Here is a 24191-nt window from a genome sequence, read left to right on the forward strand (position 1 = left end):
ACCCCGAAGGAATCACCGTGTCCAAGCGCATCGAGGTCAACGACCTCAACGTCTACTACAGCAAGTTCAAGGCTGTCGAAGACGTCAACATCACCATCGAGCCCCGCACGGTCACCGCGTTCATCGGCCCGTCCGGCTGTGGCAAGTCGACCTTCCTGCGCACGCTGAACCGCATGCACGAGGTCATCCCCGGTGCCTACGTCGAGGGCGAGGTGCTGATCGACGGCAACGACCTCTACAGCCCCGGCGTCGACCCCGTCCTGGTCCGTCGACAGGTCGGCATGGTGTTCCAGCGCCCCAACCCGTTCCCGACGATGAGCATCCGCGACAACGTGCTCGCGGGCGTCAAGCTCAACAACCGTCGCATGTCGAAGAGCGACCAGGACGGCCTCGTCGAGTCGTCGCTGCAGGGCGCGAACCTCTGGAACGAGGTCAAGGACCGCCTCGACAAGCCCGGCTCGGGCCTCTCGGGTGGTCAGCAGCAGCGCCTCTGCATCGCGCGCGCCATCGCGGTCTCCCCCGACGTCGTGCTGATGGACGAGCCCTGCTCGGCCCTCGACCCGATCTCGACGCTCGCCATCGAGGACCTCATCGAGGAGCTCAAGCAGCAGTACACGATCGTCATCGTGACCCACAACATGCAGCAGGCCAGCCGCGTCAGCGACAAGACCGCGTTCTTCAACATCGCGGGCACCGGCAAGCCCGGCAAACTCATCGAGTACGACGACACCGCGAAGATGTTCTCGAACCCGAGCGTGCAGGCCACGGAAGACTACGTGTCGGGACGCTTCGGCTGATCGGCGCCGCGCCTCCTCGGGGTGAGGCGCACCCGCACGACGCGTGTCCGCGAGGGGCACACGAGAAGAGGCGGTCCACCACGTGGTGGACCGCCTCTTCTGGCGTGGCGACGGGTCAGGCGCTGGGGATGGCGACGACCGGGTCGCTGGTCGGCGAGGACGAGCCTCCCGCCGGCTCGACCGTGATGCCGATCGTGTCGCCCGCGTTCATCTCACCCTTGAGCAGGTGCGTGGCCGGGGCGCTCGACGAAGCGTCGAAGGTACCCGCGGGGACGGCGCCGTCATCGTTGATGTACCAGAGCTCGTAGGTCTGGTCGCCGGGCAGCGAGGTCATCCCGTCCACGACGACGGCCGAGCGACCGAGCTCGTCCGACCAGATGAGCGTCGCCTTGCCGCCGGTGCTGACGTCGGCCACCGAGCGTTGGAAGTCGCTCGCGGCGTAGATCTCGTCGATGCCCGAGGCCTGCTGTTCCTGCTGCTGGCCGGACTGACCGAGGCCCTCGACGAGGGCTCCACCGCCGAAGAAGAGCGCGGCGGCCGCGGCGGCCGCCCCGAGGACGGCGACGGGGCGCGTGAACCAACGACGGTGCGCGGCTCCGGTCGGCGTGAGGACGCGAGCACCCTCGGATTCGCTCGGCTCCATCTCGGGGGCGGGGGTGCGCTCGACGCGACGTGCGTGGTCGTCGTCACCCGCGCCTCCTGCGGTCGTCGCGATGTCATGGTCTGCCGTGGGGCTCGTCGGTGCCGCCGTCGCCGTGAGCGGCGCGAGCTGCGGCGTCGACGCGATGAGGTCGAGCACGCTTGCGCGGAGCCCGGCCGACGGGGTGACGGGCCGGGCCGCGTGAGCGAGCAACAATGCGGTCTCTCTCAATTCGGCCACCTCCGTCCTGGTGTCGTCGTGCTGGTCTGATGTGTCGTCGAGGAGTGCCTCGAACGCGTGTCGTTCGTCGTCGCTCAGTGCGTTGAGCACGTAGGCGCCGGACAGGTTGTCGGTGTCGGTTCTCGTGGTGCCCGCGTCGTCCGCGTGGCGGCCGTGCGTGGGCTCGTCGTGGTCGGTCACGAAGCCACCCCCATCTCGTCGCGCAGACGGATCATGCCGTCGCGCAGTCTGGTCTTGACCGTGCCGATCGGCACGTCCAACAGTTTCGCGACCTCGCTGTGGCTGAGGCCGCCGTAGTAGGCGAGCTTCACCGCCTGCCGTTGCAGTTCGGTGAGGCGTCCGAGGGCCCGCTCGACCCGCTCGTGCTCGATGCGGATCTCGACGGACTCGGTGACCGAGTCGAAGTCGGTCTCGAGGTCGCGCACGCCGATCTTGAGGTCGCGATCGCGGCCGGCCTGGGAGGCGCGGATGCGGTCGACGGCTCGTCGGTGCGCCATCGTGAGCATCCAGCTGGCGGCGCTGCCCCGGGTGGAGTCGAAGCGCGTGGCGTTCTGCCAGATCTCGAGGAAGACCTCTTGGGCCACCTCTTCGGACTGGGCGTGGTCTTTCAGGAGGCGCTTGATCAGACCCAGCACGCGGGGCGCCGTCTGGTCGTACAGCTCGGCGAAAGCGGCCTGATCACCCTGCGCGACCCGCGGCAACAACATGTCGGGGGTCGACGGAGCAGGCCCGCTCTCGGGTGTCTCTGTCTCTCGGGTCACGAGTTCGAGCATGTCAGGGTTCACCTCCGGTCGCACTGTTCGTCGGGTCGTGGGTCACGATCCGGGGCGGATCGTGATGTGGTGCGGTGTGTTCGTGGTGCGGTGTGTTCGTGGTGCGGTGTGTTCGTGGTGCGGACGGGACTCCCTGCGATGCGTCCGTCTGGGATGGCGTTCAGGCCCGGTGCATCGCAGGGAGACCAGCCCGCCGACGCCCGAAACCAAGGGAGGACGGGTGTCGGCGGGGGATCGTGGATCCCTCACGTCAATGATTCGGCACGGGGGGCCCGCCGGATTGGGTGAACATCCCGGCACGCTCGTGGTGCCCGGCCGGACCCCGGGTGTCGAACCCGAGAGGGGCGGACCGACAGCCGTCCAGGAGCCGACGGGTTCGCCCCGACGCGTCGCTCACCGTCACCCAGCGATCGCCAGACGCCGTCGCCTGCTCCCGACGTACCCGAACCGACGAGCCGAGGAGGCGCGGTGCCGGCGGGGAGGAGGCCGACGGTCGGTCGTCACGTCGGCTCTCGACCGAGGACCCACCTCGGGAGGAAGAGGCGCCGGACCGCAGAAACGCCTCTCGGCGCGAGGCCGCTCGAAGCGGCTAAATTTGGAGCCCGGGGTTACTGCGGCCCGACAGGGAAGACTTTACCCGCCTCGGGCCGAGCGGTCCGCCCAGTTCGCGTCGTGCGAACGCGAGGCGGGTCCGCGCGTGTCGAGCGGGGGGCGGTCGGCCGTCAGCGGTCGCCCTCGGCCGTGCCGCCCTCCCGCAGCGCGGCGCAGGCCCGCCCGCGCGGCGCTGGCGGCGGCGTTCAGTCGAGGCTGTCGTCGCGCCACAGGTGGGCGCAGGCGACGAGGTCGACCCCGAGCTCGCTGAAGCGCAGGGCCCGACGGGTGAGTTCGCCCGCGCGGTCGGACCCGACGGCGTCCTGGTCGTCGGCGACCGAGGTGGCGCCGGCAGCGGCGAGGCGGCAGAACGCGGCACCCCGCTCGAGCGCGATGGCGAAGTCCCCGACGAAGACCCCGCGGAGGATCAGGTCGGCGAGTTCGAGGATCTCTTCCGGGCTCGCCGGAGCGGGCGCACCCGCGACGACCGGGTCGATCGTGGTGGCGACCTCGACCCCGCGCTCGAAGAGCTGGGTGACCTCGACCGGGTTCTGCCGGATGACGGCCCGCACGAGGTAGATGCGCCAGAGGGCGCCCGGCAGGCTGTGGGGACTGGCCCGGGCCCAGAGCTCGGCGACCGCGTCGATGCCGTGCTGGTCGGTGAAGGTGACGAGTCGGTCGAGGATCTCGGGGCTCGGGTCGTGCTTGACGCGCGCGACGAGGGCCGAGGCCGACTCGTGGGCGACGCGGTTCATCGTCGCGGGGTCGTCTCCGCCCTGGAAGGCTTCGAACTCGGACCCCGAGAACTGGGTGGGGCGGTGGAATGGTCTCGGCACCGGACCCACGATAGGCGCGACCACCGACACCGAGCCGGGCGTTCGCCCACGGCACCACCGCCTGCACCGGGCGCACCCGTCGACGCCCGTCGACACCGAGGAGGCGCGGGTCGGCCTGGCGGCCAGGAGGCGCGGCATCCCGTAAAGTGGACGCGCACGGGCCTCTAGCTCAGTTGGTAGAGCATCGGACTTTTAATCCGCGGGTCGTGGGTTCGAGCCCCACGGGGCCCACCTGTGTTTTAGAGGGGCCCGATGTGGTCCGGCGTTCGTCCGCAGATCTGAACCCCTCTAAAACCCCTCCTAGCTCAAGTGGCTCGTCAGAGCACTACGCGCCTTGTCGATTTGGGCATCTAGGTGGAACTTTTCCTTGGGGCCGGTGAACGACGAAACGAGATCACGGAGAGCAATGGCAGGGATGCCAATGAGCTTGGGCCTGAGCATGTCGAAGTACTCGGTGAAGTGAAGCTGAGGGGTGTCGAAGCTCAAAATTGCGGAGTGGTTCGGGCCCGTCACCTCGAGAAGCGCGAGAGCTGCTTCGTCAGGCGTGAAGTTTCGAATGAGAGCCTGATAGGTGGGCATGGCAGCGAGAGCAATGCCGCTCTTTCGGCCCAAATACACGGTGGTGAGAACCCGGATGTACTTCTCCCGAACCCCCAGAGGTACCGGCTGATCACCGATGAAGTCTTGGATCTTCCGAGCTACAGGCGGCTCGTGATAGAAGTTGTCCCACTCATCGTGCACCCGTCCGAGCTGATCAATCAGTCCGTCCAACTCGCTGATACGAATGTCGTCCGGCAGGTACACCGAACCGCCCACTGCGTCCAGGAACTCGCGCGCGAAGGCCGCTTGGGCCTGATCAAGGTTTGCCTTGTAGCGGGCGTATCGAACACCGAAGTTGGCCCGCACTTCGGGGGCGACGTGAGGCCACAGGTAGGTCAACAGCTCGCGCACGTTGTCGCGGTGCTGCGGGGCCGACGTAGTCGACACGTAGATCCCAAAGAGCCCATTGGCAAGGGCGTCCGTCTGATCTCGCCGCAATCCTGCGAAGAGCGGGGCAAAACTTGCCGCCTCTTCGGCCGACACCGTGGCTTGCTTGACGTTGGCCAGGAGCCGAGATGTCGCCACCATCGTCGGCGATTCCGGGAGCATGATGACTTCCTTGACGCACGTCTCAGCGAACGACAAGAGAGCAAACGACCCAAGCTCATGCTGGTTCGGATGCGCAGCGCTCGCGTGGTTCCGCATGTGCCGCACCAAATCCAGCTGCGCCTGACCTAGCTGCGAGATAAAACCAATGGCCGCCGCAGCCCGGATGAGCTCGTCGTCAGTGATTTTGGCCAGGTCGTCAGGGCCCTTCAAATCTTTCCGCTTTTCGGGCGAGGTGACGGCGAGGTCAAAGAAGTAACTGAGGTCGTAGTTGACGATGCGCTTCCGCAACTCCGTGATGGTCTCGTCCCACAGATAGTTGAGGGCGGCGTCAAAGAGGCCCGCTCCGACAGCGAACATGAACTTCGACAAGTACATGGACGTCGCTCGTTTTTCGGCGGGAAGTTGCGCCAGCGCGTCGTCAAGGTTGTTGAGCACCGTGACGCGACGCCCTACTTCGACGAGAACTCCAGCACTTGGCAAACCCATCTCATGCGCCTTGGCCAACATCACGGACTCGTAGGTATCGATAGTGCGCGACAAGTCCCCTGCGGGAACGCCAAGCGGCGTAAGCGCGCTCATGCCTGCACCTCCCCCGGGCTCTTGAGCCACGAGGGCTCACGAACGGCCCAGTCAACGAGGCTGTCGCGAAGCTGTTTGAGGTCCTGGCGGCGGCTCCGGGGGCCGTAGGAGCCTGGGATGAAGACGTCGTTCGGGACGTGCTGCACCCAGATGCTGTCTTCACTGGCCGGGCCCTCGAAGTGGGGCGCAAGGCTGTTGAAGAATTCTGCGATCTCCTCGTCGTCCAACTTGTGGCGAGCGCTTTTGAGGTCTGCATGCACGCCCGCGAGTACGCGAAGGACAACCAGCGAACCAAGCATGCTGGAACGACGAAGCTCTTCCGGGCTCAGCTCTCCGTCCGCAACTGCGGCGAGGGGTGGGAACGCGTTCAGCAGAACGTCAAGAAAGTCGTTAGTTTTTTCGACCAGCTCGGCTTCGCTCAGCTCGTCCTCGAGCCTGCGACCGATGCGCCCCTCCAGGCCTACGGCAAGAGTGCGGACAATCTCCCCGACCTGTTTGGCGCCGATGAGATTCGGATTCGTCCGTCCGATCCGGTCCTGCTCAAGATCGACACGGCCCTTGAGAAGAGCGTGGTTCATGACTTCTTCCAGGCTGCGGTTCACGACCTTGCGGCTGTCGAAGCGCGCTTTCACCGATGAGCTGATGCCGAGAGCATTGTCTGCGATGTCGAAGAACATCTGCTTGTAGGCAACCGAGTCGTCCTCTACGAAGATCTGGAGCGTCGTGCGCTCAAGCGAGAAACGTTCTCGCTGCTTGAGCAGGGCCTCGATGCGCCGCTGAATGTCCTCAATGACTGCGGGCGACTCTTCGTTCCTCTTGGACGCAGCCAGGGTAGACCTCGTCTTTTCAAGCTCAGCCCCGATGCTCTGGATCGCCAGGTGGATGCCAAGAATGCGGTGCTGCCCGTCCAGAATCTTGAGGTCGTCCTTCGCGTGCTTCGGGAACGCGAGGACACCGAACTCGGTACCACCCACGGTTTCCCGCACCTCGAACTCGAAGATGTCTGGGGCGCGGAGCACCAGCGCGGGGGCTACCCAGTTCTGTTCAGTGCGGACGTAGTCGCCGAAGGCTCGCGCATGCGACTCCTTTACCTGGCGATTGCCTTCATTTGCCCGCTCCGACGAAGGCGCAGGAATCAGCGCCGAGATCTGAGTCAGGGAGAGATCGATCGAGTAGACCGTCCTCCCCCCTTGCTTGTACCGAGTCGCGAAGAACGTCTCGTTGGGGTCGTAGCCAGTTACTTCCATGGGTGCCTCCTAGATCTTGTCGAACTGAACAAGATCTAGAATGACGATTAAAACTTTGTTTGTCAAGACTCGATCTTGACGGATCACTTAACTTTCAGAAAAGCATCGAACCGGTCTAGGTGGGCCGAGTAGTCGCTCGGGTAGAGGTGGGCGTAGATGGTGTCCGTCGTGGCGAGGTTGGCGTGCCCCATCCACCGGCTCACCTCGTAGGGCGGGAACTGCGCTGCGAGCATCAGCGACGCGAACGTGTGGCGCAGGTCGTGGAAACGCATCCCGTCGTCCATCTTCAAGCTGCGCAGCGCGGGCTTGAGGTAGTTGCGACGGAAGCTGGCCACGTCGAACACGCGCTCGTAGGTGACCGCGTGCGATCCAGGGTTGCGGCCTGGCCACACCAGAGCGTCAGGGTCACCCGAGTGCGGGTGCGTCACAAGGTACGCGCGTAGATCGGCCACCAGGGCTCGGCTGACGAGCGGCACGTTGCGGGTAGAGCGGGCGGACTTCGGCGTCCCGACGACCCACTCCCCCTTGATGTGCTGCAAGGTCTGCCGTACCTCTACGTGCCCGGCCTTGAGGTTGAGGTCGCGGATGCGTAGGCCTGTCAGCTCGGCTGCGCGGAGGCCGGTGTACGCCGTGAACCGCACCAGCAGTCCGTAGGGCTCCTGCTTGTCCAGCTCTGCGGCGAGCGCCTCCACCTGCGTGGCTGCAAGGAACACGGGCTGGAAGCCGCCTGCGTCGTGGCTTTTCGGGAGCCGGACCCCGTCGCACGGGTTGTAGCTGATGAGCCGGTCGTCCAAGGCGTAGCGCATGACCTTCTTCAAGGCAACGTAATGCCGGTGCACCGTCGCCGAGGCCAGGCCGTCTCCGTGCAACTCAGCTACCCACCCCTGCACGTCTGCGCGGGTCAGGGTGCCGATCTTCCGAGCGCCAAACTTCGGCAGGATGCGGTTGTCGTAGATGGACACGTAGCCGTTGTAGGTGCGGGGCTTCAGCTCCGGCTTGGTCGCGGCGAGGGACGCCTCCACAACCTGGCGCAAGGTCCGGCTGTTCTTCACCAGCAGCTCTGTGGTGTTGCCCTCGGCTAGCTCGGACTCGACCTTCAGCGCGAAGCGGTCGGCCTCGCGGCGCACGGTGAAGGAGCGCTGCTTGAACCGGTCACCTGCTCTCCACCGCACCTCATACGCCCGGCCGCCCTTGCGCTCTACTTCCCTGACGTGAGCCATTAGACGGCCCTGTCCACGGGTGTGCTGTTGAGGAGCTTGCTGCCCCCGAGAATCCAGGCCAGCTCTTGCGAGCCCTGCCAGATGTACCGGCAGTACACGGTGACCCAGCGCGTCGTTTGTGCACCGTAGGCCACACGCACCACTACAGCGGGGTAGCCGTGCGACTCCACAACCACGTGGCCGGCTCGGAGCGTGCCAGCCGGAACAGCCTTTGTCTTGGGGTAGAGGTCCAAGTCGGTCATGCGCTCACCGCCCTGTCCGCTGCGGCGTAGGCACGGCGGACGGTGGACTCATGCCAGGTTGCCAGCCCCGTCGGCGTCAGGTGGCGCTCGGCGGTCAGGCCTGCCGCGATCTGCGCGAAGGACGCGCCCTCCTCGCGAGCCAGGACGATGCGCCTGAGCAGGCCCGCAGGGATCGCGCTCTGTCGCCCGTTCACCAGGCCGCGCGCTTTGCGGGCCGCAAGCGCCTCCTTCGTGCGCGTCGAGATGAGGTCGCGCTCCAGCTCGGCGAAGGTCGCGAGCATGTTCGCCATGGCCCGTCCGCCCGGCGTCGTGAGGTCGAGGGCGTTGTCCAACACGGTCAGAGTCCACCCGCGGGTCTGAGCGTCCTCGATGATGGCGCTCGCGTGCCGCACGCTGCGGGCCAGGCGGTCCAGCTTAGCGACCACCAGACCGTCGAACTGTCCCGAACTGAGCAGGTCGAGGGCGTGGCGCAGGCGCGGGTTGACGTGCTTGCCCGAGCAGCCGAGGTCTTCCATCAGCTCAACCGTCCAGCCGCGCCGGTCGGCTTCACTCAGGATCGCCTCACGCTGCGCTTCCACGCCCAATCCCGAACGCTCCTGCTCTTCTGTCGAGACGCGCACGTACCCGACCATGTGCTGCCGCTCCCCCGTCATCGGTCCGCCTCCGGCTGGGCGTTGCGCGCCAGAGTCAGCACGGCGTCGCCGTCGTCCTCGCGCAGACCGGTAGTCCGGCCGTCCGTGCCGGCCACGACTTCGAAGCGCACGCGGGTGTCCGGGTCGAACTCTCCGAGCAGGTTGATCAGCTCTGCAACTGTCATGATTTGGTCCCTTCGGTTCCAGGCGGAAGGCGGAAACGTCCGTTTCAGCCTCGAACGGGAAGAGAACTCCATATCAGTTGGGATGGCAACACGCTCGGGAGCTTGGCTGCTGCTGGGCGAGAATCGGTCGGGATGGGTAGCTCTCCCAGATCGGCAGGCTCGTTGGCAGACGCCCCAACGCTGGGCCAGCGCGTGGCAGCCGCGGGTCATCGTCGCGTCCTCGCTCGGGTCACGCTCGGGGTTTCTGCCCCGGATGGGGTCTTGCCCTTGGCGATACGCCGACGGCGCGCTGCGTCGCGGCGCTCCATGGCGGCGTCTTCCTCGGCCTCGTCTTCTTCCACGACCTCGGCGTCGATGATGTTGTCGTCGACCTCTCCGAGAGCGTCGAGCGGATCGGCCCTGTCGACGTCGACCAGGATGTCGAGGGCGACCTGCTCGAACTTATGCAGCCGGACGTCCAGCTCGATTTCCTGCTTGCCGACGAGCCCTGCACGGTCCAGGAGGTCGCGGGCTGCTGCGAGCTGAATTGCGGGCGGGATGGTCTTGTCTTGCATCATCTCCACCAGCCGGGCCGCGGCCTTGTCGCTGGCTTCGAGGATGCGCATCTGCGCCGCACGGCGAACCTGCGGCGCGGCACCACCATGGAGGCGGCAAACACTGGATCCAAGCATCGGGGCGTTGCGGCAAGGCTCGCCGCTCCGACGTCGAGCCGTGCAATAGACCTTCTCCTCGGGTGCCCTGCGGGCGATGCGCTTAGTCATTGGGCTGCTCCTCGCTGGCGAAGGGCAACCCAGCCGCAATGGCTTCAACCTGTGCCCGTCGTGTTTCTTGGGGCACGTCGCGGATGGCCGTTGCGAGGGCGGCACCTTGAGTCAGGGCAGCTAGAAGGAACTCATTTTTCGACAGGGGTGGATTCGGCAAGTTTGCCCAAGCCGCATCGACAGCTTCCATGGCTGCGGCGGTCCCGATCAGGACGCTGGTTTCAAAGTCGTAAGTGTTGTTGAGCATTGCAATTCCTTTGTTTGGAGTGGTTCGTGCTGGGTTTTGGGCTTCCGCCGGGGCGAGGCTGCGGCTGCGCGTCAGAGGCAAACCACCTCTCCCCACACCCCGGACCGCGACATGTATAGGGTCCGTTTGTGTAAGGGGTCGCCCCGCCGAAGTTGGACAGTTGGCGTTCCTGCACCAGCGGTCGAGTCCGGATCGGAACAACCGCTATGCGCTGGCCCTCTTGCCCGGTTTCGCCCGTACCGCGGAGGGCAGTGCGATCCCCGGGGCTTGCCCTGTGCTTGCTGGGCAGGCGTGTCTCGCGGTGAGTGTGTTCCCCTACGGGGAGGCACACACTCTCCCCAGTGCGATCCCGGTGGGTGGGTTCGATTCAGATCGCATGGGATCGCACTACTCATTCCGAGGTCGATTCAGTGAGCTTGTGCTTTGCAGGCAAGGGCTCGCCGACTTCGTAGAGCGTCGAGTTACCGGGACCGGGAGCCTTGAGGATGTAGCCGCGTTCAACTCCGTATTCGAGGGCTGCCCGCTTCGCGGAGATCTTCCCGGTAAGACGCGACTGCAGCTCGTTCGCCTTCAGCGGCCCGTCCGCCTTCTTCAGCGCGTCGATCGCGGCAAGCATGAGCTTGTGGCGACGGTCCTGCGACGGGGTTGCTCGGCTGCCGTTCCAGCGAAGCATGCGTGTGCTGGGGTTCATGTGCAGACCCCCGAACGGTTCCATGTCGACGTCTCGCCCGAGCGCGGACAGGTAGCGGGGGCTGTCGAACCGCCCCTGATAGGACCACAACACGTCGGCCCAACCTTCCAGCCGGGTAGCACCTCGCCCCCGCAAAAGGCGCGGCGCTTCCTCGTCGGCGTCGTCCGTGTCCGGGCTGTCCGAGGCGTGGTGGACGAGGAACACCGTCTCGACACCCGCGCGACGCTTGATGCGGTCGATAGCCTTCAGCCATTCCCCGTTCTCGGTGTTGGAGTTCTCTTCACCACTGAACAGGGCGGACTTAGGGTCGATGGCCCAGACCATGACCTTGCGTTCGCGTAGCCACTCCACCGCCCAGTCCTCGACCTGCGGAACGTCAAAGGGCATCGCGTAGCCGCGCAAGTGCAAGGGGTGGAAGTCGCCTGCCCTCGAAAAGTCCATTGCCCGCAGCCAGTCGACAGCTTGCGGCTGCGTGAGTTCGGCGTTCCACCAAGCCACGCTTCGCCCCGCGGGCACGGGCCGAGCCTCAAAGTGTCCGAACAGCGGGTCGCCCGATACGAGGGAGTGCAGGACGTTGAGCATCAGGACCGTCTTGCCCGACTTCGCCGCAGCCACCACGACGACGTTTCCGCCAACGAAAGCGAGCTGGGGGATGTGCCACTCGACGGGTATCGGTTCTTCCGCGAGCTGGTCAGCTAGCGACCCGCCCAACGACGGTGGCTCCCACCCCTCGGCGTTGAGGAGCGACCGCGCCTCACGCTGGACAGACATGTTCTCGTAGGCGTCCTGGACCCGCTCCCCGCGATCGCCGTCCGGCTGCTCCCGGCGGAGACGGTCAAACTCCGTCAGCAGCGCCGCAGCGGACCCGTTGTACTTGTGGAAGTAGTCGCTGACGTCGGCCTTGTCTTGGCTAGCTGGCACGCCCACCCGGGAGAGGTCGAGAACGTACGCCCTCGCCCCCGCCTTCTCGAGAGCGGCCTGGACCTTCTTGGCTCCTGCGCGGCCAGCGTCGTCCAGGTCGTACGCGACGAACACCTCGCGCCCACGGAGGAGTGACAAGTCCCGGGGAGCAGACTTCGCCCCAGACGTGCCAGTGACAGCCACGTAGAGGCCATTGCTGTGCTGGTCCGCCAAGACGGCGTCCCATTCGCCCTCGCACAACAGCACCGGCACGTCGGGGCGCTCAGCGATCCACTGCTCGGGCCACAGGCGAGCCTTGGCCCCGTTCGTCTGATACGGCCTCTCCTTCTTTCCATCTCGATATCGAATGGACTTGGTCTGCACATACTCCCCGGCGACCTGCACAGGGAAGACGAAGGCATTAGCCCTAAGACCGACCTCGGCACGAGCTAGAGAGTCGGCCGTAATGCCGCGCTCTCTCGATACCCACGCGAGCCGCGCCTTGTTGCCCTGGAGCGCGCGGGCGTACTTGTGCGGGGCCTCCTGATCAGGGAGGGGTCGCTGCGAGACTGCTTCAGGCTTAGAAGTTTCGACTGCTGCAGGTCGATCGAAGCGATCTCGCAACCGCAGCGCTTGTACAAGGCTGTAGATCGAGCCCTCGTGGTCGCCCGTCAGGCAGTTCCAGACGCCCTTCTCTGCGTTCATCGACGCCGAAGGACTGTTGGAGGTCGCGGGGTCTTCGCAGACAGGGCAGAACATGCGCTGTTCGCCGTCTCCGGTTTCTTCTCCCTTGTGCCAAGGCTCGAAGACAGCTCGCACTTCGGCAGGGTCGTAGCGGCGGAGTCGTTGGACTGTTCGTGAGGCGCCCATGTTTACGACCGGGGCTCGTCTGAGGATGCGGCAGAAGGACGGTGCCTGTCCGCAGCTTGTCGAGCGGGGCGTCGTTTTGCAATCTCAAAGGGCTCGACTTGGCAGCCAGCCTCAACACCTACATAGAGCCAAGCGCGCTGCAATTTTCTTGTCATGCGCTGGTCCGCCTATCGCACTGCCAAGACGGTGGATCGTTCGATCCAGTCTCGGAGGTGGTCATCCGAGAACAGCACCTGGGTCCCGGGCTTGATATACGTCAAGCGCCCAAGATGCACGGCGCGCTGCAGCTGTCTCGTGGAGATGCCGAGCCCCCGCAATGCAGGCGACTCCGGTGCGGTCTTGTAGGTGTAGTAGGTGGGATTGTCCATGCTCATGTTCCTTCCGGTGGGGGCCGGAACAGACACAGAAAAAGGACCTGTCGATTCCGGCCACTTGTTTGTGGCGGCGCATCGACCGGTCCTTCCGGTACATATGTTTTGTTCAATTGTGGGTCAGGAGCTAACTCCCGTTAGCGATTACCTTACGCCCGAAGCAGGCTTCCGCGCTGGCGCGCCTCGGTCGGCAGCAGCAAGCCGCGGCAGAGCTCACCGAGTCGATGCTGACCACCCTTGTCAAGGGCAATCCGGACACCGTGCTGCGAGCTGGTCTCGTCAATTCGACGCAGCAGATCGAGACCGCGCAACGGACGGACGGCCCCGTGACTGCGAGGCCAGTAAAAGCCCTGCAACTCTCTCGCGAGGTCCCAGCCGGTGGCCTGTTCGAGTCGCCCGTCCAACTTCCAGACGCCGACGCGCAAAGCCGCCTCCCCGACGAGGGATAGCCTGGCCGGCTCCCGCAAACCCGACTCGGGGGCGAGTACGCGGAGACAGCCAATCTGCGTGTTCGTCAACCACCGCACCGGACTCTCGTCCGGGCTGAGTAATAAGTCCGGCTCCGCGGGTTGGGCAGCTCGTTCCCAGAAGCGGTAAAGCGTAACGATGGGGTCGCGAGGTAAAATTGCCTTGTTCATGAGGCACCTTTCAGAACGGCCCTGGCGGACAACCAGGGCCGTTCGCACTTGTCAGCGGTTACGGAGCGCCGGGTAGGCGCGCAGGGTCTCGTTGTAGGTGCCGTAGGCGTCGTCGCACCGGGCGGCATGGAACTCGGCTTGCTTTGCAGCTTCACGCAGGCGCGCAACCGTGGACGTCGCCTTGGACAAGGCTTTCTGGTAGCGCTCGATGGTCGGCTGGTCAGCGTCGAGCGTGCCGGACGCCAGCGGAAAGCACAGCTCGTCCCGCAGCTCCGTGGTGACCGCCGTGGCATCAGCCACCACGCCCTCCTGCCGAGCGATGTGCCCCTCGGCAGTAGCCTTCAGGCTGCGTTCGAAGTTGCGAACCCTGTCGAAGGAGTACTCATCGGCGGCTGCGACGGCAGCGTCCTCTGCGGCTCGGTTGGGGTAGACGGTGGATCGTACTTCCAGGCGGAAGTCGTGCAGATCGTTCGCGGGCATGTTCTCTTCTCCTAACGGGGGACGCGGGTGGCGGTGGACGAGCGGCGGGCGAGGCGGTCGCGGGTAGCTTGCAACTCGTCCTGTCGAGCGAGGGCGGTTGTGAACGCTTCTTCGGTGTCGCGGATCTCTGCCTCGATCGCGTCGGCCTTCTCCGTCCACTGCGCTGCTCGACGACGGAGCTGGCTAGCCGCGGCCTTCCCGTTGGCGCCGTTGTATGCGGGTAGATCACTCATCGGTTGCTCCTAGATTTCTGCGACCACGGGTCGCGGTGGGGGTGAGTGTCCGCAACAGGTCGGGATAAATGGCCCCGGCCTGGTTCAAGTTCACGAGCACCATCTGACGGACGAGATGGGCCTTGCTGAGACCGCTGATTGCCACGAGCTGGTTCAGCGCCTCGTCTACGTCAGGCGCCACAGGGACGCGCAGCTCGACGGTGTTGCCGAGCGGCTGGGGACCACGTTTGCCCATGTTGACCTCCTTGATCGGACGTCATTACTTTACCCCGTTATGTTTATGCCGCGCTACTCAGGCTTGCTCCAAAGAAGCCTTTGAACAGGCTTTTTGCACTATGGCTCTAGGAGTGCGACAGACCGGAACAGTAAAATGAGCGCAGACAATTAGGAGCTCTCATGACCCCCGCAGACAGCAACTTCCAAGGCCCCGACTCGGAGGACACCCCTACCGAGTACGGCGGCCAGGCGCACATCGAGCCTTCGGAGGCCCAGCGATTCCGCAGTGCCATGGCGGCGGAACGAGACGGCCGGAGCCAACCCCAGGCTTAGGTCGTGCCTGAGTGGCACGCTCTCACTCGAACAGCCCTGAGGCACCATGTAGTCATGCCCCGGCCGTCTGTTCAAATTCGCGCTGATTTGAAGCGACTCCGTGACTTCCAGCAAGCATTCGTGGAACTCGTAAATGCGTCGGAGAAGAGTGCCTTCGGCCTGAGAGCACTTGTACCGAAGATCGACGAAGCTGAGTGGATGGCTATGCGGCAGCGCACAGCCTTGCTAGCAGGCACTGCTGCCTCTGCCTACCAAAGACAAAGCGGTGGGTCTCTTCAAGTCCAAAACTTCGGAAAGATGCAGGCGATTGACCCTGTAGCCAACTGGCAAATTGCAATCGATGCCCCCGTGAGCCTTGATCCCATAGTTTTGGTTTCGACTATCGAGTACGTCGTTGGCATAACTCAGGTCAGGCTTGAAGAAGCACTCGGTCGGGAGCGCGGCATTGTCGGACTCCTGGCGGCCTTTCTTCGCTGGCCGGATGATCTGCGCGACGCCGTCGGCGGCTCTCGAAAGCGACAGCGGAGCGCCAAGGCCCTAGGCGTGGCAGGTCAAGTCTTCGTGGCGACTTTGAGCACAGTTCTAGCTGCAGCCATAGTGGGTGCCGCTGGTCAGCTCCTATCGGGCCTCTGGGTCGGGTAACCCAACCCCTCGGAAAACCCCTCCAACCGCGCCTCGTTGGGGCCATCCGGGACGATCCGAAACGCGCCGACGGCGTCCGCTGCGTGTGGCTGCCATAGCCACAATTGCAGGCTCTTAGCGGCCATAGGCGGTCCGAATCGGTGCATCGTGGTTTGCCTCGGCGTAGCTAACGGCACCCTCTTTTAATCCGCGGGTCGTGGGTTCGAGCCCCACGGGGCCCACCTGTACGCGTCGCCGTCGCCACATCGCTCCGACGTCGTCGCCCGTCACGGACGGCCGCCTTCCGACCAGGAAGGTGGGGCCGACGTCGCACCCGAATGCGGCGGCCCCACCACGAGAGACCGAACCCGAATCCTGTCCCCCGATTTCAGGTGGGTCCCACCCACCTGGCATGCGCAGAACCTACGCCTTGTCCGCCTCCGCGTCTCGACGAGTCTGTTGAGGGCGAGAGAAAGCGCCCCTCCGGTTCGGGCCGGGAGGGGCGCTCGGCCTCCTCGCGACACGTGTCGGGCAAGCCGACGCGGTCGTTACGGGGTACGCCAGGGTTACGGGACCCTGGGGAGACAGCACTCGACGTTACGCGCCCGGCATCGTGCCGGTCTCAGGTTCGCGTTTTCTGGACATTGACCCTCGAGCGAGTCGCGACGAACCGCCACGTCATCGTCATGAGCCGGACGCCCGGTACCGCACGCCCCACGTGCCCGTCCACGTCTCGCCCGGCTCGAGCCAGCGCAGACCCTCGCCCGAGGCCAGCGCGTTGGCCGGTGCCGTCATCGGTTCGGCGGCGACGGCCAGCCCCTCGACCCCGCCCCGGGGGAAGTTGCGGGGCGTGAACACCTGCACGTACTCGAACGACGGGTCTTGCCAGAGCTCGGTCGCCGAGCCGTCGGGGGCCGTGAAGGTCGTCGTGCGGATGCCGTCGGCGTCGGGCTCGACGTCGCGGTAACCCGTGTCGAGGTCGAGGTCGCCCAGGCGAGGGCCCTGCGAGAGGTCGAACGCGGTGCCGGCCACCGGCACCGTGCCGACCGGGATGCTCGCCTCGTCGGTCTCGTACCGCGTCGAGGCCGCCAGCGTGACGGTCAGCGTCGCCGGATCGTGGTCGCCCACACGGAAGAACGGGTGCGACCCGACGGCGAACGGGGCCCGGTCCGGGCCGACGTTCGTGATGGTGTGCGTCACGACCATGCCGTCCGGGACGAGCTCGTGCCGCACGCTCGTGTCGAGCTCGAACGGATAGCCGTGCTGGGGGAACACCGTCGCTCCGAGCGTCACGGCGTGGGGCTCGCGGTCGACCACCTGGTAGGCCGTGTAGCGCAGCAGCCCGTGGCTGGCGTTGCCCTTGGACGGCTCGGTCAGGTCGAGCTGCTGCTCACGGCCGTCGAGCGTCCATCGGCCGCGCGCGACCCGGTTCGGCCAGGGCACGAGGGTGATGCCGCAGGCGGACGGCGGCACCTCGTCGGCACCGAAGGTCTCGGTGAGGGCGATGCCGTCGACGGCCAGCGCGCGGATGCCCGCTGCCACCTGCGTGACCACACCCGTGACGCGGTGCCCGTCGTGCTCCAGGGCGAGGTCGTACTGTTCTCCGGTCGGGCTGCTCGTCGTCATCGTTCCAGTCTCGCTCTCGGGTGTCGGTGGCGTCCGGGATCGCTCGAGGCCCCGCGACGGGGGCCCGGGCTCAGGGACGCGAGGGGGCAGGGTCGCGAGGAGGCGCGTCGACCTCGCCCGCGCCTCCTGCGGTGACGACGGCGAGGCCGGCTCGACGCAGCTCGGCGACGGGCGCCTCGTCGGCCCCCGCCGTGATGAGGGCCTCGAAGGTGTCGAGCGGACCGATGACGCCGAGGTGGGCCTCGCCGAGCTTGCTGCCGTCGGCGACGATGTACGACCGGCGGGCGGTCTGGGTCATGAGGCGCTTGAGGTCGGTCTCGGGCAGGTTGACGTTCGTCACCCCGTGGAGGGCGTGGACGCCGGTGCAGCCGATGAACGCCAGGTCGGCCGTGACGCTCGCGAACACGCTCGTCGCCAGCGGGTTGACCAGCGAGTGCTGCAACGGCCGCAGGGTGCCGCCGGACACGATGACCGTGAACCGGGGCACGGCCTGCTCGAGCGCCAGCGCGATGGTGAGGCCGTTCGTCACGACCACGACGCCCTCGAGGTCGTGCCGTTCGAGCAGGGCAAGCGCGATCTGGGTTGTGGTCGTGCCGACGTCGAGCACGACGCAGTCACCCGACCGTACGAGCGACGCGGCCTCGACCCCGATGGCCCGCTTGGCCTCGGTTGAGACCGAGCTCTCTTCTTCGAACGGTCGCTCGGCCGGGCGGTCGACGGACAGCGCCCCACCGTGCACGCGCGAGAGCAGGCCGTCGGCCGCCAGGCTCTCGAGGTCGGTGCGGATCGTCACCTCGGACAGCCGGAACTCGCGCGCCAGCTCGGCCGTGCGGACGAAGCCGCGACGCCCGACGAGGTCGGCGATGCGGTCGCGACGCCGCTCACCCGGCAGCGGCGCGGGCTGCGGCACCGGGGGCGGGGTCGAGTTGCCGTTCACCCGGCTAGTTTCGTATGCTTTCACGTACTTTCGCAACTGCAAATCGTAGTAGCGAGTGCCCCGAACTGAAGGAGGCGCGATGTCGTCCATCACGAAACGCGCGACGGTCCTGTCCGACGGTCGCGAACTCATCTACTTCGACGACGCCGACACCACGCTCACGGCCGAGCGACGCGTCGACGCGCGCACGCTCGATCCGCGGCCCGACACGGCGACCATGCGACAGGACGTCCTCACCGGCGAGTGGGTCTCGATCGCCGCGTCGCGGCAGAACCGTGTGTTCCTGCCCCCGGCCGAGCTCGACCCGCTGGCGCCGGCCAGCGAGACCAACCCGTCCGAGATCCCCGACGTCTACGACGTCGCCGTGTTCGAGAACCGCTCGCCGTCGTTCGGGCCGCTGCTCGAGAGCGACGACGCTCCCGAGGGCCTCGACGACCTGACCCGCATCGGCCTCGAACGCACCCTGCGCAGCGTCGGCCGGTGCGAGGTCGTCTGCTTCAGCCCCGAGACCCACGGGTCGTTCGCCGACCTGAGCGAGTCACGCGCCCGCACCGTGGTCGAGGCCTGGGCCGACCGCACGGCCGCCCTGTCGGCGCTGCCCGGCATCCAGCAGGTGTTCCCCTTCGAGAACCGCGGCCAGGCCATCGGCGTCACCCTGCACCACCCGCACGGTCAGATCTACGCCTACCCCTACGTCACGCCGCGCACCACGCGGCTGCTCGACAGCATCGAGACCTACGGGCCGACCCTCTTCGCCGACCTGCTCGACCGCGAACGCTCCGGCCCCCGCGTCGTCCTCGCCGGCGAGCACTTCACGGCCTTCGTCCCGTTCGCCGCGCGATGGCCCATCGAGATCCACCTGCTGCCGCACCGTCACGCCCCCGACTTCGCGGCGCTGACCGACGACGAACGCGACGAACTCGCGGTCATGTACCGGCGCCTCCTGCGGGGTGTCGACGCCCTGTACGACGACCCGACGCCCTACATCGCCGCCTGGCACCAGGCCCCCGTCGGCGTCGGACGCGACACCGTGCGCCTGATGCTGCAGATCACCTCGCCTCGCCGGGCCGAGAGCAAGTTGAAGTTCCTGGCAGGCTCCGAGGCGGCGATGGGAGCCTGGGTGGGCGACCTCGTCCCCGAGGTGCAGGCCGACCGAATCCGAGAGGCGATCGAGCGATCATGACCGACACCACCACTCCCCAGGGCTTCCGCGAGGTCTTCGACACCGAGGTCGCCGGACGCTGGTCCGCCCCGGGCCGCGTGAACCTCATCGGCGAGCACACCGACTACAACGACGGCTTCGTGCTGCCCTTCGCCATCGACCGACGCACCACCGTCACCGTCGGTCGGCGCGACGACCGCCTGCTGCGCGTGGCGTCGTCGTTCGAGGGCGGCGTGCACGAGGTGTCGCTGGACGACCTCGACCCGGCATCGATGTCGGGTTGGTCGGCGTACGCCCTCGGCATCGCCTGGGCGTTGTCGGTCGCACACGACCGCGCCGACTCACCCTCGTTCGCGGCCGCCGGGGGCGACCTGTCGACCATCGACCTGTCGGGCGTCCCCGGCCTCGACCTGTTCGTCGAATCCGAGGTGCCGGTCGGCGCGGGGCTCTCGTCGTCCGCGGCGCTCGAGTGCTCGGTGGCCGTGGCCTTCGCCGAGCTCTGGTCGCTGGACGTCAACCGCTCGGCCCTGGCCGCGGTCGGGCAACTCGCCGAGAACGAGGTCGTCGGCGCACCCACGGGCATCATGGACCAGTCCGCGTCGCTGCTGGGCGAGGCCGACTCGGGGGTGTTCCTCGACTGCCGCAGCCTCGACGCCGACGTCGTCGACCTCGGCTTCGCCGCCGCCGGCCTCGAGGTGCTCGTCGTCGACACGCACGTCGAGCACGCCCACGCCACCGGCGGCTACGTCGAGCGTCGCGCGTCGTGCGAGAAGGGTGCCGCCGCCCTCGGCGTCGACTCCCTGCGCGACCTCGACGCCGACGACCTCGGTCGGGCCGAAGAGCTGCTCGACGACGAGACCTTCCGTCGCGTCCGTCACGTCGTCACCGAGAACCAGCGCGTGCTCGACACCGTCCGCACGCTGCGCACCGACGGCCCGCAGGCGATCGGCCATCTGCTCGACGCCTCGCACGTGTCGATGCGCGACGACTTCGAGATCTCGGTCCCCGAGTTGGACCTCGCCGTCGCCACCGCCCAGGCGACCGGTGCCGTGGGTGCCCGCATGACGGGGGGCGGTTTCGGCGGGTCGGCCATCGCGCTCGTCCCCACCGAGGCCCGCGCCGACGTCGAAGCCGCGATCGTCGCCGCCTTCGCCGAGGCCGGCTACACGGCTCCGACCGTCTTCACGGTGCACGCCGCCGAGGGCGCCCGCCGCGACGCCTGACGCCGGGCTGCCCTGCCACGGGCACAGCGCCACGGCGTGGGTGCTGCGCCACGAGATGGGCATCGCGCCACGAGTTGGGCATCGCACCACGAGATGAGCACAGCGCCAGGGGAAAACCTGGCGCGGTGCCCATCTTCTGGCGTGGTGGGAGCGGCGGCAGTGCTCCCCGCCACGAGATGAATACGCCGCCACGTCATTGCGTGGCGGCGTGTCGAATTCGTGGCGGGATGAGGGCACGACCCCGACGTAGCGCCACGAGATGGGCACCGCACCACGAGATGAGCACAGCGCCAGGGGAAAACCTGGCGCTGTGCTCATCTCCGGGCGTGGTGCGGGCAGCGGCAGCACGCCCCGCGGGCCCTGTCGTCAGGGACGCTCGGCGGCCTCGACCACGTTCTTCAGCAGCATGGCCCGGGTCATCGGCCCGACCCCACCCGGAACGGGCGACTGGAAGCCCGCGACCGCGGCGACGGCCGGATCGACGTCTCCGCGCAGCTTGTACTTGCCCGTCTCCTCGTTCAGCACGCGGGTGATGCCCACGTCGATCACGGCGGCCCCGGGCTTCACCCAGTCCGGCTTGACCAGCCCCGCGACGCCCGCGGCGGCCACGACGATGTCGGCCCGGCGCACCTCGGCGGCGACGTCGACCGTCCGGGAGTGCGTCAGCGTCGCCGTCGCCTCGAGGCGGGTCAACAGCAGCCCGAGCGGCCGCCCGACCGTCAGCCCCTGGCCGATGATCGTGACGTGCGTCCCCGCGATCGGGATGTCGTAGGCGTGCAGCATCTCGACGATGCCGCGCGGCGTGCAGGGCAGGGGCGTGTCGATCGACCCCTTGCCGCCGGGCACGGCCAGCACGAGCTCGCCGAGGTTGACCGGGTGCAGGCCGTCGGCGTCCTTGGCCGGGTCCATGAGCTCGAGCATCGCCGTCGGGTCGATGCCGGCGGGCAACGGCAACTGGATGATGAACGCCGTGACCGCGGGGTCGGCGTTCATCGTCTCGATCGCCCGACGGATCTCGTCCTCGGTCGCCGTGTCGGGCAGGTCGATGCGGATCGACTCGATGCCGACCTCGGCGCAGTCACGGTGCTTGCCCGCGACGTAGGACAGCGAACCGGGGTTCGCCCCGACCAGGATCGTCCCGAGTCCCGGTGCGATGCCCCGGGCCTTGAGGGCGTCCACCCGGAGGCGCAGGTCGTCCTTGACGGCGGCGGCCAGAGCCGTGCCGTCGATCTTCACGGCGGACGAGTCGACGCCGGGGACGAAACGGGCACGCTCGACGCCCACCGCACCCCGTGACGAGGCCTCGACCCCGACGTCCGCCGGAGTCCCGGCCGCGACGTCAGCGCTCACGCGTAGAGCGGGAACGCGTCGGTCAGCGCCTTGACGCGGGCCGCGAGGGCCTCGACGTCGGGCGAGGGCATCAGCGTGAGCGCGATGATGTCGGCGACCTCGGCGAACTCGTCATCCGAGAAGCCACGGGTGGCGAGGGCCGACGTGCCGATGCGCACGCCCGAGGTGACCATCGGCGGGCGGGGGTCCCACGGCACCGAGTTGCGGTTCACCGTGATGCCGACGTCGTGCAGCAGGTTCTCGGCCTGCTTGCCGTCGACCTCGCTGGCGCGGAGGTCGACGAGCACCAGGTGCACGTCGGTGCCACCGGTCAGCACGTCGACCCCGGCGGCCTTGGCGTCGTCGGCCGTGAGGCGGGCCGCGAGGGCCTGGGCGCCGCGGATGGTGCGCTCCTGACGGTCCTTGAACTCGGGCTCGGCTGCGAGCTTGAACGCCGTCGCCTTGGCCGCGATGACGTGCATCAGGGGCCCGCCCTGCTGGCCCGGGAACACGGCCGAGTTGAGCTTCTTGAACAGGGGCTCGTGGTTCGAGAGGATCACGCCCGAGCGGGGACCCGCGAGGGTCTTGTGCACCGTCGACGAGACCACGTGCGCGTGCGGCAGGGGCGACGGGTGCAGGCCCGCGGCCACGAGGCCGGCGAAGTGCGCCATGTCGACCCAGAGGTAGGCACCCACCTCGTCGGCGATGGCACGGAAGGCCGCGAAGTCGAGCTGACGGGGGTAGGCCGACCAGCCGGCGATGATGACCTTGGGCTGGTGCTCGATCGCCTGGCGACGGACGACGTCCATGTCGATCAGGTAGGTCTCGGGGTCGACCTCGTAGGCCACGGCCTTGTACATCTTGCCCGAGAAGTTGAGCTTCATGCCGTGGGTCAGGTGGCCGCCGTGCGACAGCTCGAGACCGAGGATCGTGTCGCCGATGTCGGCGATCGCGGCGAGCACGGCGGCGTTCGCCTGGGCACCCGAGTGCGGCTGGACGTTGGCGAACTCGGCGCCGAACAGCGACTTGGCGCGCTCGATGGCGAGGTTCTCGGCGACGTCGACGAACTCGCAACCGCCGTAGTAGCGACGACCCGGGTAGCCCTCGGCGTACTTGTTCGTCAGCACCGAACCCTGCGACTCGAGCACGGCACGCGGCACGAAGTTCTCGGAGGCGATCATCTCGAGGTAGTCGCGCTGGCGCCCCAGCTCTTGCTCGAGGACGGCGGCGATCTCGGGGTCGACGACCGAGAGCGGCTGGTTGAAGGTCGACGGCTGGCGATCGGTCGACTCGGCGGACGAGGCGGCGGTCTGGGCGCTGGTCTGGTCGGAGATGGTCACGGAGGACTCCTTGGCACACGGGACGGACGGAGGTCGGATGTCGTGGCCCAGGCGTACGGCCACGCACGTGTGTCAGTCGCTCCCCGATGGTGACCATCTGAACGCCAGTCGCGACCCGCACAGCATAACAAGACGACCCCTGACGGGGAACCCGCTCGGCGACCGTGTGACACCCTGGACGGGTGAGCCCCACCCTCGACGACACCCGCACGGGAACGGAGGCCGACCAGCGCCTCCTGACCTCGCCCGACACCCCCTGGGTGACGCTCGTCTGGGACGACCCGGTCAACCTGATGACCTACGTCACGCACGTCTTCGAGACCTACTTCGGCTTCGGCCGGGCCGAGGCGAAGCGCCTGATGATGCGGGTCCACACCGAGGGTCGTGCGGTCGTCGCCACGGGCAACCGCGAAGAGATGGAGCGGCACGTCGAGGCGATGCACGACTACGGCCTGTGGGCGACCCTCTCGAAGGAGGACGAGGCGTGACGCTGGTGCCGTTCGTCCGCCCCCGGGGCGGCGACGAGATCCGCGTGCGGCTCGACGCCGACGAGCGGGGCCTGCTCACCGACCTGGTGGGTCAACTGCTGTCGCTGCTCGAGAACGGTGACGAGGGCGATCCGGCCCTGGCGCGCCTCCTGCCGGCGGCGTACCGCGACGACGCCGAGGCGGCCGCCGAGTTCCGGCGGTTCACGGCCGACGACCTGACCCGGCGCAAGGTCGAGAACGGCCGGGCGGTGCTGGCGACGCTCGGCGAAGCGGGGTCGACGCTCGACCGTGCCGCCCAGCAGTCGTGGCTGCGCACCCTCAACGACCTTCGCCTGACCCTCGGCGAGCGCCTGGGGGTCACGGGTGACGGCCTCCCCGAGGGTGGTGACCGACAGCTGCAGGCGATGGGCCACGTCTTCGACTGGCTGGGCTACCTGCAGGAGGCGCTGCTGCGGTCCCTGCCCAAGGGCTGACCCAGCGCCCCGAACCCGGCGCCACGCGCCCGGCGCCCGGCGCCCGAACCCGGCGCCACGCGCCCGGCGCCCCGCAGGGCGAGGGCCGCGACCCGGCGATCAGCAGACCCGTGGGACGAGG

Annotated in this window: 27 protein-coding genes, 1 tRNA gene and 1 riboswitch; of the genes, 7 read left to right on the forward strand and 21 right to left on the reverse strand. The window is 67.3% G+C overall.

What is annotated here, in order from left to right; genetic code table 11:
• Positions 1 to 17: 17 nt before the first annotated feature.
• Entirely contained in the window at positions 18 to 797 is a 780-nt protein-coding gene (pstB, locus tag ARTHRO9V_RS12635; RefSeq protein WP_043597259.1) for a phosphate ABC transporter ATP-binding protein PstB, read from the forward strand.
• A gap of 115 nt (positions 798 to 912) precedes the next feature.
• Here pstB and ARTHRO9V_RS12640 read toward each other — a convergent pair whose 3' ends face one another.
• From ARTHRO9V_RS12640 to ARTHRO9V_RS12650, 3 genes are all read right to left on the reverse strand, one after another.
• Positions 913 to 1857 (reverse strand): anti-sigma factor domain-containing protein, encoded by a 945-nt coding sequence (locus ARTHRO9V_RS12640; protein ID WP_056043248.1) that lies wholly within the window; start codon positions 1855 to 1857, stop codon positions 913 to 915.
• Positions 1854 to 2450, reverse strand: a complete 597-nt coding sequence (locus tag ARTHRO9V_RS12645; RefSeq protein WP_056043251.1) for a sigma-70 family RNA polymerase sigma factor — start codon at positions 2448 to 2450, stop codon at positions 1854 to 1856. Before ARTHRO9V_RS12645 ends, ARTHRO9V_RS12640 begins: the two co-directional genes overlap by 4 nt.
• A gap of 797 nt (positions 2451 to 3247) precedes the next feature.
• The gene (locus ARTHRO9V_RS12650; protein ID WP_055977451.1) at positions 3248 to 3877 is read right to left on the reverse strand and encodes a hypothetical protein; all 630 of its coding nucleotides are present in this window, start codon (positions 3875 to 3877) and stop codon (positions 3248 to 3250) included.
• Between the two features lie 158 nt (positions 3878 to 4035).
• On the opposite strand from ARTHRO9V_RS12650, the gene ARTHRO9V_RS12655 reads away from it, so the two are divergent.
• Positions 4036 to 4108, forward strand: a tRNA-Lys gene (locus ARTHRO9V_RS12655).
• Positions 4109 to 4177: 69 nt separating this feature from the next.
• On the opposite strand, the gene ARTHRO9V_RS12660 is transcribed toward ARTHRO9V_RS12655, so the two are convergent.
• The 14 genes from ARTHRO9V_RS12660 to ARTHRO9V_RS12725 form a co-directional block, all read right to left on the reverse strand.
• Entirely contained in the window at positions 4178 to 5605 is a 1428-nt protein-coding gene (locus ARTHRO9V_RS12660) for a hypothetical protein (protein ID WP_159827671.1), read from the reverse strand.
• Positions 5602 to 6852 (reverse strand): DNA sulfur modification protein DndB, encoded by a 1251-nt coding sequence (locus ARTHRO9V_RS12665; protein WP_159827674.1) that lies wholly within the window; start codon positions 6850 to 6852, stop codon positions 5602 to 5604. The genes ARTHRO9V_RS12660 and ARTHRO9V_RS12665 overlap by 4 nt, the downstream gene beginning before the upstream one ends.
• A gap of 83 nt (positions 6853 to 6935) precedes the next feature.
• A complete protein-coding gene (locus ARTHRO9V_RS12670) occupies positions 6936 to 8072 on the reverse strand; it encodes a site-specific integrase (protein WP_159827677.1) in 1137 nt (378 codons plus the stop codon).
• On the reverse strand, positions 8072 to 8314 hold the full coding sequence (locus ARTHRO9V_RS12675; protein WP_159827680.1) for a hypothetical protein: 243 nt from the start codon (positions 8312 to 8314) through the stop codon (positions 8072 to 8074). Before ARTHRO9V_RS12675 ends, ARTHRO9V_RS12670 begins: the two co-directional genes overlap by 1 nt.
• A complete protein-coding gene (locus ARTHRO9V_RS12680; RefSeq protein ID WP_159827683.1) occupies positions 8311 to 8946 on the reverse strand; it encodes a recombinase family protein in 636 nt (211 codons plus the stop codon). Before ARTHRO9V_RS12680 ends, ARTHRO9V_RS12675 begins: the two co-directional genes overlap by 4 nt.
• Before the next feature lie 17 nt (positions 8947 to 8963).
• Positions 8964 to 9131, reverse strand: coding sequence for a hypothetical protein (locus tag ARTHRO9V_RS12685; RefSeq protein ID WP_159827686.1), 168 nt, complete (start codon positions 9129 to 9131; stop codon positions 8964 to 8966).
• 206 nt (positions 9132 to 9337) lie between these two features.
• Positions 9338 to 9892, reverse strand: a complete 555-nt coding sequence (locus ARTHRO9V_RS12690) for an HGGxSTG domain-containing protein (RefSeq protein ID WP_159827689.1) — start codon at positions 9890 to 9892, stop codon at positions 9338 to 9340.
• Complete coding sequence (locus ARTHRO9V_RS12695; RefSeq protein WP_159827692.1) at positions 9885 to 10139, reverse strand: hypothetical protein; 255 nt, start codon at positions 10137 to 10139, stop codon at positions 9885 to 9887. The genes ARTHRO9V_RS12690 and ARTHRO9V_RS12695 overlap by 8 nt, the downstream gene beginning before the upstream one ends.
• 391 nt (positions 10140 to 10530) lie before the next feature.
• Positions 10531 to 12549 (reverse strand): AAA family ATPase, encoded by a 2019-nt coding sequence (locus ARTHRO9V_RS12700; protein ID WP_159827695.1) that lies wholly within the window; start codon positions 12547 to 12549, stop codon positions 10531 to 10533.
• A 218-nt stretch (positions 12550 to 12767) separates the two neighbouring features.
• Positions 12768 to 12968 carry an excisionase family DNA-binding protein gene (locus tag ARTHRO9V_RS12705; protein WP_159827698.1) on the reverse strand — a complete coding sequence of 67 codons (201 nt, stop codon included), beginning with the start codon at positions 12966 to 12968 and terminating at the stop codon, positions 12768 to 12770.
• A gap of 152 nt (positions 12969 to 13120) precedes the next feature.
• Positions 13121 to 13609 (reverse strand): hypothetical protein, encoded by a 489-nt coding sequence (locus ARTHRO9V_RS12710; protein WP_159827701.1) that lies wholly within the window; start codon positions 13607 to 13609, stop codon positions 13121 to 13123.
• Between the two features lie 51 nt (positions 13610 to 13660).
• Positions 13661 to 14089, reverse strand: a complete 429-nt coding sequence (locus ARTHRO9V_RS12715) for a hypothetical protein (RefSeq protein WP_159827704.1) — start codon at positions 14087 to 14089, stop codon at positions 13661 to 13663.
• Between the two features lie 11 nt (positions 14090 to 14100).
• Positions 14101 to 14322, reverse strand: coding sequence for a hypothetical protein (locus ARTHRO9V_RS12720; protein ID WP_159827707.1), 222 nt, complete (start codon positions 14320 to 14322; stop codon positions 14101 to 14103).
• Positions 14315 to 14557: a hypothetical protein gene (locus tag ARTHRO9V_RS12725; RefSeq protein WP_159827710.1), complete on the reverse strand. Its 243-nt coding sequence runs from the start codon at positions 14555 to 14557 to the stop codon at positions 14315 to 14317. Before ARTHRO9V_RS12725 ends, ARTHRO9V_RS12720 begins: the two co-directional genes overlap by 8 nt.
• Before the next feature lie 434 nt (positions 14558 to 14991).
• On the opposite strand from ARTHRO9V_RS12725, the gene ARTHRO9V_RS12730 reads away from it, so the two are divergent.
• On the forward strand, positions 14992 to 15513 hold the full coding sequence (locus ARTHRO9V_RS12730) for a hypothetical protein (protein ID WP_159827713.1): 522 nt from the start codon (positions 14992 to 14994) through the stop codon (positions 15511 to 15513).
• A gap of 663 nt (positions 15514 to 16176) precedes the next feature.
• Here the strand turns inward: ARTHRO9V_RS12730 and ARTHRO9V_RS12735 are convergent.
• Together ARTHRO9V_RS12735 and ARTHRO9V_RS12740 are read right to left on the reverse strand one after the other, a co-directional pair.
• Positions 16177 to 17118, reverse strand: a complete 942-nt coding sequence (locus ARTHRO9V_RS12735; RefSeq protein WP_159827716.1) for an aldose 1-epimerase family protein — start codon at positions 17116 to 17118, stop codon at positions 16177 to 16179.
• 70 nt (positions 17119 to 17188) lie between these two features.
• Complete coding sequence (locus ARTHRO9V_RS12740) at positions 17189 to 18055, reverse strand: DeoR/GlpR family DNA-binding transcription regulator (RefSeq protein ID WP_236557044.1); 867 nt, start codon at positions 18053 to 18055, stop codon at positions 17189 to 17191.
• A 79-nt stretch (positions 18056 to 18134) separates the two neighbouring features.
• On the opposite strand from ARTHRO9V_RS12740, the gene galT reads away from it, so the two are divergent.
• Together galT and galK are read left to right on the forward strand one after the other, a co-directional pair.
• Positions 18135 to 19238 (forward strand): galactose-1-phosphate uridylyltransferase, encoded by a 1104-nt coding sequence (galT, locus tag ARTHRO9V_RS12745; protein ID WP_159827720.1) that lies wholly within the window; start codon positions 18135 to 18137, stop codon positions 19236 to 19238.
• Positions 19235 to 20440 carry a galactokinase gene (galK, locus tag ARTHRO9V_RS12750; RefSeq protein WP_056043260.1) on the forward strand — a complete coding sequence of 402 codons (1206 nt, stop codon included), beginning with the start codon at positions 19235 to 19237 and terminating at the stop codon, positions 20438 to 20440. Before galT ends, galK begins: the two co-directional genes overlap by 4 nt.
• A gap of 366 nt (positions 20441 to 20806) precedes the next feature.
• Here galK and ARTHRO9V_RS12755 read toward each other — a convergent pair whose 3' ends face one another.
• Both ARTHRO9V_RS12755 and glyA read right to left on the reverse strand, forming a co-directional pair.
• The gene (locus ARTHRO9V_RS12755; RefSeq protein ID WP_159828736.1) at positions 20807 to 21724 is read right to left on the reverse strand and encodes a bifunctional methylenetetrahydrofolate dehydrogenase/methenyltetrahydrofolate cyclohydrolase; all 918 of its coding nucleotides are present in this window, start codon (positions 21722 to 21724) and stop codon (positions 20807 to 20809) included.
• Positions 21725 to 21786: 62 nt separating this feature from the next.
• On the reverse strand, positions 21787 to 23103 hold the full coding sequence (gene glyA, locus ARTHRO9V_RS12760; protein ID WP_082460133.1) for a serine hydroxymethyltransferase: 1317 nt from the start codon (positions 23101 to 23103) through the stop codon (positions 21787 to 21789).
• 44 nt (positions 23104 to 23147) lie between these two features.
• A riboswitch (ZMP/ZTP riboswitch) is annotated at positions 23148 to 23231 on the reverse strand.
• Positions 23232 to 23291: 60 nt separating this feature from the next.
• Between glyA and clpS the strand changes: the two genes are divergently transcribed.
• Both clpS and ARTHRO9V_RS12770 read left to right on the forward strand, forming a co-directional pair.
• Complete coding sequence (gene clpS / locus ARTHRO9V_RS12765; RefSeq protein ID WP_123571211.1) at positions 23292 to 23597, forward strand: ATP-dependent Clp protease adapter ClpS; 306 nt, start codon at positions 23292 to 23294, stop codon at positions 23595 to 23597.
• Positions 23594 to 24070: a DUF2017 domain-containing protein gene (locus ARTHRO9V_RS12770; protein ID WP_233568450.1), complete on the forward strand. Its 477-nt coding sequence runs from the start codon at positions 23594 to 23596 to the stop codon at positions 24068 to 24070. Before clpS ends, ARTHRO9V_RS12770 begins: the two co-directional genes overlap by 4 nt.
• The last annotated feature ends 121 nt before the right edge of the window (positions 24071 to 24191 follow it).

It is taken from the genome of Frigoribacterium sp. 9N, assembly GCF_902506305.1.
Classification (GTDB): domain Bacteria; phylum Actinomycetota; class Actinomycetes; order Actinomycetales; family Microbacteriaceae; genus Frigoribacterium.